Below are 12727 nucleotides of genomic sequence, written 5' to 3' on the forward strand. Positions count from 1 at the left end.
GCGGCAGAGCTCTGGGCTTCCCCGCCCCTCGACCCTAATATGACGCCCCGTCAGATGTGGAGGTGCTACCCCCATGGACGCCCGCTTCACCCCCGAACAGGACGAGATCCGCCGCACCCTGCGCGAACTGCTCCACAAGCGGTGCGGCCCCGAGGAACTGCGGGCCGCCGTCGACACCCCGGCCGGACACGACGCGGCCCTGTGGACCGCCCTCGCCGAACAGCTCGGCCTGCCCGGACTGGCCCTGCCCGAGCCCTACGGCGGTGTCGGCTGCTCGGTCACCGAGCTGGCCCTGGCCTGCGAGGAGACGGGACGGGCCCTCGCCCCCTCGCCCCTGCTCGCCACGGCCGCCCTCACAGCCCCGCTGCTGCTCGCCCTCGGCACCGACGCCCAGCGGGCGGACCTCCTCCCGCGTATCGCCTCCGGCGGGCTCACCGCCGCCCTCGCCGTGCCGGGGCCCGCCCTCGCCACCGCCCTCGGGCTCACCGGCCTGGACCCGCGCGGGGAGTGGGCCGGCGGCGGGCGGGCCGGGGGCGTGCAGGCCCGGCGGGCCGACGGCGGCTGGCGGCTGTACGGGCAGGCCGACCAGGTCCTCGACGGACACAGTGCCCGACTGCTCGTGGTCGCCGCGCACACCGGCGGGTTCGCCCGCTCCCGTGTCCTGCTCTTCCTCGTGCGCGGTGACGCGGCCGGCCTCACCCGCGTACGGCAGACCGCACTGGACGCGACCCGTCCGCAGGGTCGCCTTCAACTGCGGGAAACACTCGCTGAGTTGCTGGGCAGCGCGGACACCGACGCCCTCCCCGCCCTCGCCCGGCTCGGCGACACCGTGGCCGCCTGTCTCGCCGCCGAGGCCGTGGGGGCCGCCGACCGGGTGCTGGAGCGGACCGTCGAGTACGTCGGGCAGCGCGAGCAGTTCGGGCGGCCGGTCGGCTCCTTCCAGGCGGTCAAGCACCGGCTGGCCGATGTGTACGTCGAGGTGCAGGCGGCCCGCTCGGCGGCGTACCACGCGGCCTGGGCCGCCGCCCGGCAGGGCCGGGGGGAGCCGGCCGGCGGGCTCGCCCTCGCCCAGGCCCTCCAGGCCCTGCGCTCGGCCGCCGCAGAGGGGATCCAGCTGCACGGCGGCATCGGTTTCACCTGGGAGCACGAGGTTCACCTGTACTTCAAGCGTGCCGCGGGCGACGAGCTGCTGTTCGGGCCGGTGCACCGGCTGCGGGCGCACGCCGCCGACGTGGCGCACGTCTTCGAGGAGGCCGGCCGATGACAGGCGTGCGGATCGTGCAGAGGGTGTCCGCCACGCGGGGGTTCGCGCGCGTGGCACCGTACGTCTTCCCGGCCCTGGACCGGGCCGTGCACCGGCTCACGCGCGGAAAGGTGCTGCTCAGCGCCCAACTCCTGCCGGGTGTGGTGCTGACCTCGACGGGGGCGAAGAGCGGCCTGCCCCGTCGTACGCCGCTGGCCTGTATGCCGGAGGACGGCGGGGACAGCTGGATCCTCGTCGGGTCCAACTTCGGGCGGCCGGGGCACCCCGCCTGGAGCCACAACCTGCTCGCGCACCCCGAGGCCCGCGTCAGCTGGAAGGGCCAGGACATCCCGGTCACGGCCCGGCTGCTGGAGGGGGCGGAGCGGGCGGCGGCCTGGCAGGCGGTGCTGGCGTTCTGGCCGCCGTACGCGGCGTATCAGGCCCGGGTGGAGCGGGAGATCCGCTTGTTCAGGATCGTACGGCGGTAGGGCGCACAGCGCGGGACGGCAGAAAGCGCAACAGGCGGCGGTCCACTCGGGTGGACCGCCGCCTGCCAGACAGGACTTGGGTGCGGGAAAAGGGCCGGTGCCGGCGGGTCGGGCTACTTCGTCGGCTTCCTGCCCGTGACGCCCAGGTGCACCAACAGCGCGAGGTTCGGCTTCAGTTCGGCCTGCTTCACGCCCCAGGAGGAGAAGCCCTTCTGGTGGGAGGCCACTGCCGCGAGCATCGCGACCAGCGAACCGGCGACGGCCGCGGGGTTCACGTCCTTGTCGACCCGGCCCTTGGCCTGGAGCTCGGCGACGGAGTCCGCGAGGGAGTTGTTCACCGAGTTGAGGATCTTCATGCGGAGCTTGTAGAAGCGCTTGTCGCCCTCGGCGGCGCCGAGATCGACGACCCGGAGGATCGCGTCGTTCTTGCGCCAGAACTCCAGGAACCCGTCGACGAGTTCCTGCGCTGTCTGCCAGCCGGCCTTGCCGGCCCAGGAGCGGCCCTTGAGGAGTTCGGTCAACGCGGCGCCCTCGGTCGCCATTTGCTCGGCGATCTCCAGGACGGCGCCCTCGACGTCCGGGAAGTACTGGTAGAAGGTCGCGGGCGAAGTGCCCGCCTTCCGGGCGACATCGATGACTTTGACGTCCCGGTACGGGGAGGAGCTGAGCATCTCGCTGAGGCAGTCGAGCAGCTTCTGCCGGGTCGCCTGCCCGCGCCTACCGGCCACGCGGCCGTCGACGGTACGCACTTGTCCTGTCATGCCGTCAGCTTACCGAGGCGTGATCGGGGCGCGATTCGGCCGACTGCAAATGGGGTGTAAGGGAGTGCGGGGGCTGGTGTGCCTGGTCTGCGGGCTGTGGCAGTCGCGGTTACGTTGTCGGCATGGCCGAAAACAGGGCATCGGTGTACGCAGAGGGCGTTCCCTGCTGGGTGGACGCGCAGCTTCCCGACGTCGAGGCGGGCAAGCGGTTCTACGGTGAACTTTTCGGGTGGACCTTCGAGGACTGGTTCGGCCCCTTCGCGCAGGCGCTGAAGGACGGTGAACCGGTGGCCGCGCTGGTCCGCAAGATGGACGGCCGGCTGCCCACCGTCTGGACGGTGTACTTCGCGACCCCGGACGCGGCTGCTCTGGTCCGGCGTATCCGGGCGGCCGGCGGGCAGGTCGTCTCGGCGCCGGTGCCGGCGGGCGAGCTGGGCGTCACCGCCCTGGTCACCGACTCGGAGGGGGCCGTCTTCGCCCTGTGGCAGCCGTACGAGCACCCCGGCTTCGGCAGGCGGCACGAGCCGGGCACCTTCGCCTGGGCCGAGCTGTACGCCCGGGACACCGAGGCGGCCAACGCCTTCTACGGCGATCTCTTCCAGGAGGCCCTGTTCGGGCCGGACGCCGACCCCGACTTCGGCCGTGCCCCGGTCTCCGACGTGTTCCCGGCCGAGATGCCGCCCCACTTCCTCGTCCACTTCGCCGTCGAGGACGTACCGGCCGCGCTGGAGGACGTCACCCGGCTCGGCGGACGGATCCAGGCCCCGCCCTTCGACACCTCGTACGGGACGGTCGCCGTCGTCACGGACAACCAGGGGGCGTCCTTCGCGCTGCTGCACCGCTGAGCAGGGCTGGATCAGGGCTGAGCAGGCATTGTTTGGTCGTTATTTGCTCTGCTGTGTCCGGAGACATCCCAATTGTCACCGGGTTCGCAACCAGGGCTCCGGCCAGGAAGAATCGGGGTGCGTGCCGCCATGGCGGTGCGGTGGTGAGACGCTGCACGGGGTCGCGTGGAACATGTGGCTTGGCGCGGCTCGTACGGGGAGGTGGCAGGCAGAGTGGTGGATCAGCTGACGCAGCACGATCCGCGGCGGATCGGGCCGTTCGAGGTGCTGGGACGGCTGGGTGCCGGCGGCATGGGGCTGGTCTATCTCGCGCGCTCGGCGTCCGGCCGGCGCGTGGCGATCAAGACCGTCCGCACGGAGCTCGCCGAGGACCAGCTGTTCCGGGTCCGCTTCACGCGTGAGGTGGAGGCGGCCCGCGCCGTCTCCGGCTTCTACACGGCCGCGGTCGTGGACGCCGACCCGCGCGCCGCCGTGCCGTGGCTCGCCACCGCGTACGTCCCCGCGCCCTCCCTCGAAGAGATAGTGAACGACTGCGGGCCGCTGCCGGCCCAGGCGGTGCGCTGGCTGGCGGCGGGTGTGGCCGAGGCGCTCCAGTCCATCCACGGTGCCGGGCTGGTGCACCGGGACCTCAAGCCGTCGAACGTCCTCGTCGTCGAGGACGGACCCCGGGTGATCGACTTCGGTATCGCGTCGGGAGTTTCGAACACGCGTTTGACGATGACGAACGTCGCCGTCGGCACGCCCGCCTACATGTCCCCCGAGCAGGCCAAGGACTCCCGCAGCGTCACGGGCGCGAGCGACGTCTTCTCCCTCGGCTCCATGCTGGTCTTCGCCGCCACCGGACACCCGCCCTTCCACGGCGCCAACCCGGTGGAGACCGTCTTCATGCTGCTGCGCGAGGGCCCGGACCTGGAGGGTCTCCCGGACGAGCTGCGGCCGCTCATCGAGTCCTGTATGCAGATGGACCCCACGGCGCGCCCCAACCCGGCCGACCTCCAGGCCCAGCTGGCCCCCCACCTCTTCGGCTCCGGCTCCGACGACAGCGGCACGGCCTCCGCGTGGCTGCCCGAGCGGGCGGTGAGCCTGATCGAGACCCGCCGCAACGGCCGCCCCGCCGTCAAGCCGGCCCCCGGCGCCGGCCGCAGCGGCGGCGGACGTCCCGCCCCGGGGCCCGCCCCCATCCCGCCCCCGCCCTCGCACGACCCCGTCGTCCCGGCGCCCGCGCCCGCCCCTGTCGGCGGTCCGGACACCGGCCCGGTCCGGCTGGCCGGCGCCCAGGTGCCGATCGGCCCGGGCCCGCGCGTCGCCGACGTCCGTGCCGCCGCCGTCAAGGCACCCCCTCCGGAGGCCGCCCTCGCCGCCTCCTGGTCCAAGCCCCGCCCCGGCGTCAACGGCACCGACCCCGCCGTGGGCCCCGCCGTCGCCGCGCCCCCGGCCCCGGCCGTGCCGCCCGAGCAGGCGAGCGGCTGGCGGCCGTGGCGCTTCCGCATGTCGAACGACGTCTGGGGCACCCCGTCCGTCGACGGCGACCTGGTCTACGTCACCTCCTTCGAGGTGCACGCGCTGGACGTGGCCACCGGCCGCCGCCGCTTCAAGACCCGGGACGTCGCCTGGTCCATGGCGGTCGCGGACGGCCGTATCCACGCCTCCGACGGGCCCACGCTGTTCGCCCTCGACGCCCGCGAGGGCACCGACCTCTGGCGCCTCCAGACCGACGCCTGGGTCTACTCGCTCAAGGCCGAACGCGGCACGGTCGTCACCGGCACCCGGGGCGGCGGCGTCCAGGGCTGGGAGGCCTCCAGCGGCCAGAAGCTCTGGGAGGTCACCGGCTGCCAGAGCGACTTCGAGTCGCCCGAGGCCGGACCCGCCCTGCACGACGTCACGGTCTACGTGTGGCAGGACGCCCGGCTGCGCGCCCTGGACGCCCGCACCGGCGACGAGCGCTGGTCGTACCCCATCGGCGACGCGGCCTCCTGCGGCGGCGTCCCGGTCCGGATCACCCCGGCGTCCGACGGCTACGTCTACGTCTGCGCCGGCACCCGCGTCCTCGCCCTCGACGTGGCCGCCGGGCACGTGAAGTGGCACTTCGAGGCCCCGGCCGTCTTCCTCTCCCCGCCCGCCTTCGTCCCCGGCCCGGCCGTCACCGGCGGCGGCATCTACCTGGCCGACTACCTCGGCACGGTCTACGCCCTCGACGCCACCGACGGCCGGGACCGCTGGCGCATCGCCACCGAGTCCCGGGCGTCCGTCGACCCCGTCCTGGTCGCCGCCGGCCATGTCCACGTAGGCAGCGGCAAGGGCCTCTACACCCTCGACGCGGTCACCGGCACACCCAAGTGGCGCTTCCAGGCGGGCGGCGACATCGTGGGTGCCCCCTCGGTGGCCGAGGGGCGGATCCACTTCGGCTCCACCGACCACCTGCTGTACACCCTGAAGGCCGACGACGGCCGGCTCCGCTGGAAGCTCGCCACCGGCGGCGAGATCACCGGTTCCCCGGTCGTCCAGGACGGGGTGGTGTACGCGTGCAGCAAGGACCGCTGTGTGTACGCGCTGGACGCGGAGAAGGGCACGGGCACGGCGCGCAGCGTGTGACGCGTCGGCGGCGCCGCGGTGACATGACCGTGACAGGTGATCATTAGGCTGTGCGCCATGCAGCTACGGGGGCGCGGGTACAAGTTCACAGCGGTGTTGGTCCTGGTGGTACTGGCACTGACCGGCTTCTCGACGGGCCGGGGCCGCGGCGGCAGCCACGGCGGCAGTGGCGGCGGGGGCGGGGGTGGGTGCAGCAGTTCCAGCCAGGACCATGACAGTTCGAGGTCGTCGTCGACGTCGGGCGGCGGCTCGTACGGCTCGGGCGGCTCCTACGGTTCCGACGACGATGATGACGACTACGGGACCAGCGGCGGCGGCTCCTACAACCGCAGGCCGGACTACGGCTCCACGCCGACGACTTCGTCCGGCTCCCGCAAAGCCCTGCGGGACGGCACTGCGAAGCTGGTGACCTGCGCGACCCCCGCCTCTCCCCACGCGACCGTCGAGGTCAGCAACCCCAACGGCCGCACGGCGACGTTCTCCGTCTCGGTGACCTTCGAGGACGCCCAGGGCATCACCGTCGTCGACCGGTACGCGGACGTCACGGTCCCCGCCCAGGGCAAGGCGACCGTCGAGGTGGAGGTGGGCGGCGGCTCGGGCCTGGTGGATTCGGTCGACCACTGCGAGGTCGACCGCCAGGCCCTCGTCGACGACTGAACGGGACCGGGGCTGCTGGGACTTCAGTCCCGCAGCTCCGTCAAGAAGTCCAGCAGCGCCTCGTTCACCTCGGCGGGCCGCTCCTGCTGCGTCCAGTGGCCGCAGCCCGGCAGCACGAGCGGCTTCCGGCGCAGGTTCGGCATCAACTCGGGCAGCTCCTCGATCAGTTCGGGCGTGCCCGGGAAGGCCGGCACCAGGTCCCGGTCGCCGTACACGTACAGCGCCGGCGGGGACACGACCGCTCCCTGCCAGGGGGCGGTCAGTTCCCAGTTGCGGTCCAGGTTGCGGTACCAGTTGAGCGCGCCGGTGAAGCCCCGCGCGTAGCTGTCGGTGAGGGCGTCGAGGTCCTCCTCGGTCAGCCACCCGGGCAGCACCTCGGGGTCGGGCGCGTCCGCCAGCCAGCCGCGCTCCGGGTCGACCAGGGCCTGCTCGGGGCGTCCGGCGCCCGGGGCGTCACCCGAGGCGGAGTACAGCAGCTTGCGCAGGGTGGCGCGGGTGTCGGCGGTGAACTCGGCCTCGGCGACCCCGGGCTCCTCGAAGTAGTTCCAGTAGAAGCGCCCGCCGAACCGCTCCCGCATGGTCCTGAGCGGCGGCTGCGCGCCCCGGAACGGCGGCGGCACGCTCAGCCCCGCCACCCCGCGCACCACGTCCGGCCGCAGCAGCGCGGTGTGCCAGGCCACCGGCGCTCCCCAGTCGTGCCCGACGACGAACGCCCGCTCCTCGCCCAGCGCGTGAACCAGCCCGACCACGTCGCCCACCAGGTGCAGGATGCTGTACGCCGCCACGTCCTCGGGGTGATCGCTGCGCCCGTATCCGCGCTGGTCGGGCGCGACCACCCGGAAACCGGCCTCGGCCAGCGGGCCGAACTGGTGCCGCCAGGAGTGCCAGGACTCCGGGAACCCGTGCAGCAGCACCACGAGCGGGCCCTCGCCCTGCTCCGCGATGTGCAGCCGTATGCCGTTCACGTCGATCATCCGATGCTCAACCACCCGTCGAGCATACGCGTGTACGGGTAAACGATTCCCTGGCGCAACCGGTCCTCGCCGTGACCGGTGGCTCAACGCAACCGGTACTCACGCCGCCGCCCCGCGAAAAGCCGGGCCTGCTCCTCGCCCGTCGCGTTCCCGAGCGCGATCAGGTGCGGCGCCTGCGCGAATCCCCGCGCCCGCCCCGCCTCACTCGCGGCCCACAGCGCACGCACCGTCCCCTGCACGGCCTCGGTCGGATACCCGGCGATGACCGCGGCGCACGCCCGCGCCGCCCCCAACGCCTCGCCCGCCGCCACGAGTTCCGACACCATCCCGATCTCGTACGCCCGCCGCGCGGAGATCCGCTCCGCCGTCCCCAGCAACGCCATCCGCGCGACCTCCCCGTACGGCATGCGCTGCGCCATCAGGACGGACTCGTAGGCGCTGACCATGCCGTAGGTGGTGTGCGGGTCGAAGAAGGCGGCGGTGGTGTCGGCGACCACGAACTCCGCCTCCCCGAGGAGGTAGAAGGCGCCCCCGCAGGCCATCCCGCGCACGGCGGCGACGACCGGCTTCCACAGGTCGTTCGCCTTCGGCCCGATGCCGAGCAGCGGATCGTCCTGCGCATAGGGCGAGTTCGGCTGCGGCACGACGGCGCCCCGGTCGATGCCCGTACAGAAGGCCCGCTCACCGGCACCGGTGAGGACGACGGCCCGCACGGTGTCGTCGAACCGCAACTCCCGCCAGACCCGGGCGAGATCACCGGCCATCTCCAGATCGACGGCGTTGAGCCGGTCGGGCCGGTTCAGGGTGACGACGGCGACTCCGCTGTCCTTGTCGGCACTGACCAGCACCCTGCTCATGACCGCTCCGGAACCCACCGGGGAAGCCCGTCGTCGAAGACGGCCCGCACCCGGGTGCCGATCCGCAGCCGGTCCGTGGCAAGGGAGTTGACCGGCTCACCGGGCCCGGCGACGAGGTTGCCGACGAGCCGGATGCGCGGCGCCTCGTCGAGTTCGACGACGACCACGTTGTACGGCGCCAGTTCGGCGTAGCCGGGCAGCAGCGGCGGATGCGGAACGACGTACGACCAGACGCGGCCACGGCCGGACATCCGGCGCCACTCGGTCTGGAAGGACTGGCAGTGCGGGCAGCAGGGCCGGGGCGGGAAGCGAAGCTCGCCGCATCCGGCGCAGGCCTGGACCCGCAGCTCGCCCCGCGCGGCGTACTCCCAGAAGGGTGCGCCGTCGGTGTCGGTGACGGGACGCAGCATGTCAACTCCTCAGCAGCAGAGCGGAGGTCGGGACGCCCTCACCCGCGGTGACCAGACAGGCCGACGCGCCCGGCACCTGCGCGGTACTGGTCCCGCGCAGCTGCTTCACCCCTTCGTTGACCAGGTTGAAGCCGTGCACGTATGCCTCGGACAGTCCGCCCCCGCCGGTGTTCACGGGCAGCAGCCCGCCGGTCTCCAGCGCCCCGCCCTCGGTGAACGCCCCGCCCTCGCCCCGCCCGCAGAAGCCGTAACCCTCCAGGGACAGCAGGACCAGGGGCGTGAAGGCGTCGTAGATCTGCGCGACGTCCACGTCCTGCGGCGTCAGGTCGGAGTGCTTCCACAGGTGCCGGGCGGCGGCCCAGGCCGGGCCCGTGAGGGGGTCGTCGTTCCAGTAGTTGACCATGCCGTGGTGCTGGGCGGGGAGCGACTGGGCGGCGGAGTGGACGTAGACGGGCTTGCGGCGGCAGTCCCGGGCGCGCTCGGCGGAGACGACGACACAGGCCAGCGCCCCGTCCGTCTCCAGGCAGTTGTCGAAGAGGCAGAGCGGCTCGCTGATCCAGCGGGACGTCATGTACATCTCGCGGGTCAGGGGCCGGTCGTACATGATCGCGGCGGGGTTCTGGTTGGCCCGGTTGCGGCAGGCCAGGGCGACGTTGAACAGGTGGTCCCGGGTCGCGCCGTACTCGTGCATGTAGCGACGGGCGAGCATCGCGATCTCGTCGACCGGCCTGAGCAGTCCGAACGGGCGGGTCCACTGGGCCGGGGTCGGCAGCTGGACGGCGGTGTTCGTCCAGGGCCGGGGCCCGCTGCCCCGCTTGCGTGACCGCCAGGCGACGCCGACGCTCGCCTGCCCGGTGGCGACGGCGGCGGCGAGATGGGCGACGGTGGCACACGAACCGCCGCCTCCGTAGCCGACCTTGCTGAAGAAGGTGAGGTCACCGAAGCCGCAGGCCTTCGCCAGCTCCACCTCGTCCGTCTCCTCCATGGTGTAGGAGGCCAGGGCGTCGACCTCGCCGGGCGCGATCCCGGCGTCGTCGAGGGCGGCCAGGACGGCACGGCAGGCGAGGGTGCGCTCGTCCTCGGGGAGCCGCTTGGCGAACGGCGTCTGGCCTATGCCGACGATGGCGGTGGCGTCCTTGATGCCGCCCGATCCTGCTGCCATGCTGCGCGCACCTCCGGGCCGAACGGTTCGCTGACAGGGCGTCAGATTACAGCTAATCTGACGGGTAGTCAGCTCCTGTGCCGGCTACAGCTGGGGAGGCTTGCGGTGCGAGCGGATACGGAGTGGGGAAGCATCCCGGGCCTGGTGCGGACGGCGGCCGAGCGGTACGCGGACGTCGAGGCGGTCGTCGAGGGCCGTACCCGGATCACCTACGCGGAGCTGGGCGCCCGTGTGGAGCGCGCGGCGGCGGCCTGCCTGGCGTACGGCATCGGACCGGGCGACCGGGTCGGCATCTGGGCGCCGAACACCCTCGACTGGATCGTCGGCGCCCTGGGCGCGGTCTCGGCGGGCGCGGTGCTCGTGCCGCTGAACACCCGGTTCAAGGGCACGGAGGCGGCGGACGTGCTGCGCCGCAGCGGGGCGCGGCTGCTGTTCGTGACGGGCACGTTCCTCGGCACGTCGTACGTGGCGTCGCTGCGCAGGGCGGCGGGGCGCGGCCCGGGCGCCGGCCCGCTGCCCGGACTGCCGGACCTGGAGCACGTGGTGGTCCTCTCGGAGGACGCCCCGGCCGACTTCCGCACCTGGAAGGACTTCCTGGCGGGCGGAGAGGCGGTCGGGGCGGCACAGGTGCGGGCGAGGGCCGACGCGGTCGACGGCAACCGCCCCTCGGACCTCATCTTCACCTCGGGCACGACGGGCCGCCCGAAGGGCGCGGTCATCACCCACGCCCAGACGCTGCGGGCCTACGAGATCTGGAGCGACCTGGCCGGCCTGACCCGGGGCGACCGCTACCTCATCGTCAATCCGTTCTTCCACACCTTCGGCTACAAGGCCGGGGTGATCGCCTGTCTGATGCGGGGCGCGACGATGATCCCCCAGCCGGTGTTCAACGTGAACACGGTCCTCGCCAACATCGCGGCCGAACGGGTCTCCGTGCTCCCCGGCCCGCCGACCCTCCTCCAGTCCCTCCTCGACCACCCGGCACGGGACGCGCACGACCTGTCGGCACTGCGTCTCGTGGTGACGGGAGCGGCGGTGGTGCCGCTCAGACTCGTCGAGCGGCTGCGCGGGGAACTCGGCGTCGGCACGGTCCTGACGGCCTACGGCCTCTCCGAGGCCGGCGGCGTCGTCACGATGTGCCGGCGCGGCGACGACCCGACCGTGATCGCGTCGACGTCGGGCCGCGCGATCCCCGGCACCGAGGTCCGGGTCGTGGACGGGCGGGGCGAGCCCCTGGGACCCGGCACGCCGGGCGAGGTCCTGGTCCGCGGTTTCAACGTCATGACCGGCTACTACGAGGACGAGGCCGCCACCGCCGAGGTGCTGTCGGAGGACGGCTGGCTGCGCACGGGCGACGTGGGCGTCCTGGACGCCGCGGGCAACCTGCGCATCACCGACCGCCTCAAGGACATGTTCATCGTCGGCGGCTTCAACGCCTACCCCGCCGAGATAGAGCAACTCCTCGGCCTCCACCCGGACGTGGCGGACGTGGCCGTGATCGGCGTCCCCGACGCCCGGCTGGGCGAGGTCGGCAGGGCCTACGTCGTACGGCGGCCGGGCGCACTGCTGACCGCCGACGACCTGATCGCCTGGTCCCGCAGGGAGATGGCGAACTACAAGGTCCCGAGGACGGTGGAGTTCGTGGCGGAGCTGCCCCGCAACGCGAGCGGAAAGGTCGTGAAGGGGGCGCTGCGGGACGGCCTGCTCAGCTGCTGACCGACGGCAGCGCCGGGGTCCCCGTGACGGACATGACGAGGGAGTAGAGGGTCGTGTCGGCGGCGATGAACAGCCGGTTGCGCCGGGCACCGCCGAACCGGATGTTGGCGACGGTGCCGGGCACCAGGACGCGGCCGAGGAGCGTGCCGTCGGGGTCGTAGCAGTGCACACCGCCGTGCAGGGCGGCGGCCCACAGGCGCCCCTCGTCGTCGAACCGGATGTTGTCGAAATTGCCGTCGCGGCACTCGGCGAAGACGTCGCCGCCGGTCAGGGTGCCGTCCGGCCGGACGTCGAAGACGCGGATGTGGTTGGCCAGGCTGTCCGACACGTACAGCTTGCTCTCGTCGGGGGAGAACACCAGCCCGTTGGGGCCCTGGAAGCCCTCGGCGGCCACGCGCACCTCGCCGCTCCCGGGGTCCACGCGGTAGACGTTCCGGGCCCCGATCTCGCTCTCCCCGCGGTGCCCCTCGTAGTCGGTCGCGATCCCGAACTCGGGGTCGGAGAACCACACCGACCCGTCCGACCGCACCACGGCGTCGTTCGGGCTGTTGAGCCGCTTCCCCCGGAACCGCTCGGCGATCACCGTGACCGAGCCGTCGTGCTCGGTCCGGGTCACCCGCCGGTTGCCCTGCTCGCAGGTGATGAGCCGCCCCCGGCCGTCCAGGGTGTTGCCGTTGGGATACCCGGCGGGCGAGCGGAAGACGCCGACGGACCCGGTGGTCTCGTCCCAGCGCAGCAGCCGGTCGTTCGGGATGTCGCTCCACAGCAGATACCGCCCGGCCGGCACGTACACCGGCCCCTCGGCCCACCGGCACCCCTCGAAAAGTGTCTCCAGCCGCGAGTCCCCGGCCTGGCACCGGCCGGTCCGGAACCGCTCGTCGAGCGTCTCGTACGTCTGCGGCTGCTCACCGGGCATACCCCGCCACCTCCACCCTCTGTCCGACTCCTGATCTGCCCGACCACTATGCCGCCCGGCGCCACCACTCACCCCCGCAAACACGGGAAGCTGGAGCGTTTGGGCG

Annotated in this window: 12 protein-coding genes; 6 read left to right on the forward strand and 6 right to left on the reverse strand. The window is 72.9% G+C overall.

Annotated elements, in window-relative coordinates; genetic code table 11:
• The first annotated feature begins 73 nt into the window (after positions 1 to 73).
• Positions 74 to 1264 carry an acyl-CoA dehydrogenase family protein gene (locus MQE23_RS25360; RefSeq protein WP_243380389.1) on the forward strand — a complete coding sequence of 397 codons (1191 nt, stop codon included), beginning with the start codon at positions 74 to 76 and terminating at the stop codon, positions 1262 to 1264.
• Entirely contained in the window at positions 1261 to 1731 is a 471-nt protein-coding gene (locus MQE23_RS25365; protein WP_037668766.1) for a nitroreductase family deazaflavin-dependent oxidoreductase, read from the forward strand. The genes MQE23_RS25360 and MQE23_RS25365 overlap by 4 nt, the downstream gene beginning before the upstream one ends.
• Before the next feature lie 113 nt (positions 1732 to 1844).
• Here the strand turns inward: MQE23_RS25365 and MQE23_RS25370 are convergent, their stop codons facing one another.
• Positions 1845 to 2480 (reverse strand): TetR family transcriptional regulator, encoded by a 636-nt coding sequence (locus MQE23_RS25370; protein WP_020272151.1) that lies wholly within the window; start codon positions 2478 to 2480, stop codon positions 1845 to 1847.
• Positions 2481 to 2614: 134 nt separating this feature from the next.
• Here MQE23_RS25370 and MQE23_RS25375 point away from each other — a divergent pair, with 134 nt between their 5' ends.
• The 3 genes from MQE23_RS25375 to MQE23_RS25385 all read left to right on the forward strand — a co-directional run bounded on the left by MQE23_RS25375 (position 2615) and on the right by MQE23_RS25385 (position 6586).
• Complete coding sequence (locus MQE23_RS25375; RefSeq protein ID WP_243380391.1) at positions 2615 to 3337, forward strand: VOC family protein; 723 nt, start codon at positions 2615 to 2617, stop codon at positions 3335 to 3337.
• 213 nt (positions 3338 to 3550) lie between these two features.
• Positions 3551 to 5929, forward strand: coding sequence for a PQQ-binding-like beta-propeller repeat protein (locus MQE23_RS25380; protein ID WP_243380392.1), 2379 nt, complete (start codon positions 3551 to 3553; stop codon positions 5927 to 5929).
• Between the two features lie 57 nt (positions 5930 to 5986).
• On the forward strand, positions 5987 to 6586 hold the full coding sequence (locus tag MQE23_RS25385) for a hypothetical protein (RefSeq protein WP_037671508.1): 600 nt from the start codon (positions 5987 to 5989) through the stop codon (positions 6584 to 6586).
• A 23-nt stretch (positions 6587 to 6609) separates the two neighbouring features.
• Here MQE23_RS25385 and MQE23_RS25390 read toward each other — a convergent pair whose 3' ends face one another.
• From MQE23_RS25390 to MQE23_RS25405, 4 genes are all read right to left on the reverse strand, one after another.
• On the reverse strand, positions 6610 to 7560 hold the full coding sequence (locus MQE23_RS25390) for an alpha/beta hydrolase (RefSeq protein WP_243382748.1): 951 nt from the start codon (positions 7558 to 7560) through the stop codon (positions 6610 to 6612).
• An 83-nt stretch (positions 7561 to 7643) separates the two neighbouring features.
• Positions 7644 to 8417: an enoyl-CoA hydratase/isomerase family protein gene (locus MQE23_RS25395; protein ID WP_243380393.1), complete on the reverse strand. Its 774-nt coding sequence runs from the start codon at positions 8415 to 8417 to the stop codon at positions 7644 to 7646.
• Positions 8414 to 8827: an OB-fold domain-containing protein gene (locus MQE23_RS25400; RefSeq protein ID WP_020275112.1), complete on the reverse strand. Its 414-nt coding sequence runs from the start codon at positions 8825 to 8827 to the stop codon at positions 8414 to 8416. The genes MQE23_RS25395 and MQE23_RS25400 overlap by 4 nt, the downstream gene beginning before the upstream one ends.
• A gap of 1 nt (position 8828) precedes the next feature.
• Complete coding sequence (locus MQE23_RS25405; protein ID WP_020275113.1) at positions 8829 to 9989, reverse strand: lipid-transfer protein; 1161 nt, start codon at positions 9987 to 9989, stop codon at positions 8829 to 8831.
• Positions 9990 to 10094: 105 nt separating this feature from the next.
• Here MQE23_RS25405 and MQE23_RS25410 point away from each other — a divergent pair, with 105 nt between their 5' ends.
• A complete protein-coding gene (locus MQE23_RS25410) occupies positions 10095 to 11705 on the forward strand; it encodes a FadD3 family acyl-CoA ligase (RefSeq protein ID WP_243380394.1) in 1611 nt (536 codons plus the stop codon).
• Here the strand turns inward: MQE23_RS25410 and MQE23_RS25415 are convergent.
• The gene (locus MQE23_RS25415; protein ID WP_020275115.1) at positions 11695 to 12621 is read right to left on the reverse strand and encodes an SMP-30/gluconolactonase/LRE family protein; all 927 of its coding nucleotides are present in this window, start codon (positions 12619 to 12621) and stop codon (positions 11695 to 11697) included. The genes MQE23_RS25410 and MQE23_RS25415 overlap by 11 nt on opposite strands.
• Between the last annotated feature and the right edge of the window lie 106 nt (positions 12622 to 12727).

Origin of the sequence: Streptomyces sp. HP-A2021 (assembly GCF_022807935.1) — a bacterium.
Taxonomy (GTDB): Bacteria; Actinomycetota; Actinomycetes; order Streptomycetales; family Streptomycetaceae; genus Streptomyces; species Streptomyces afghaniensis.

Bases quoted from the DNA above. Each gene is read 5' to 3' on its own strand.
- MQE23_RS25390 (WP_243382748.1), bottom strand. From the start codon at position 7,560: ATGATCGACGTGAACGGCATACGGCTGCACATCGCGGAGCAGGGCGAG.
- MQE23_RS25415 (WP_020275115.1), bottom strand. From the start codon at position 12,621: ATGCCCGGTGAGCAGCCGCAGACGTACGAGACGCTCGACGAGCGGTTC.
- MQE23_RS25365 (WP_037668766.1), top strand. From the start codon at position 1,261: ATGACAGGCGTGCGGATCGTGCAGAGGGTGTCCGCCACGCGGGGGTTC.
- MQE23_RS25405 (WP_020275113.1), bottom strand. From the start codon at position 9,989: ATGGCAGCAGGATCGGGCGGCATCAAGGACGCCACCGCCATCGTCGGC.
- MQE23_RS25360 (WP_243380389.1), top strand. From the start codon at position 74: ATGGACGCCCGCTTCACCCCCGAACAGGACGAGATCCGCCGCACCCTG.
- MQE23_RS25400 (WP_020275112.1), bottom strand. From the start codon at position 8,827: ATGCTGCGTCCCGTCACCGACACCGACGGCGCACCCTTCTGGGAGTAC.
- MQE23_RS25375 (WP_243380391.1), top strand. From the start codon at position 2,615: ATGGCCGAAAACAGGGCATCGGTGTACGCAGAGGGCGTTCCCTGCTGG.
- MQE23_RS25385 (WP_037671508.1), top strand. From the start codon at position 5,987: ATGCAGCTACGGGGGCGCGGGTACAAGTTCACAGCGGTGTTGGTCCTG.
- MQE23_RS25395 (WP_243380393.1), bottom strand. From the start codon at position 8,417: ATGAGCAGGGTGCTGGTCAGTGCCGACAAGGACAGCGGAGTCGCCGTC.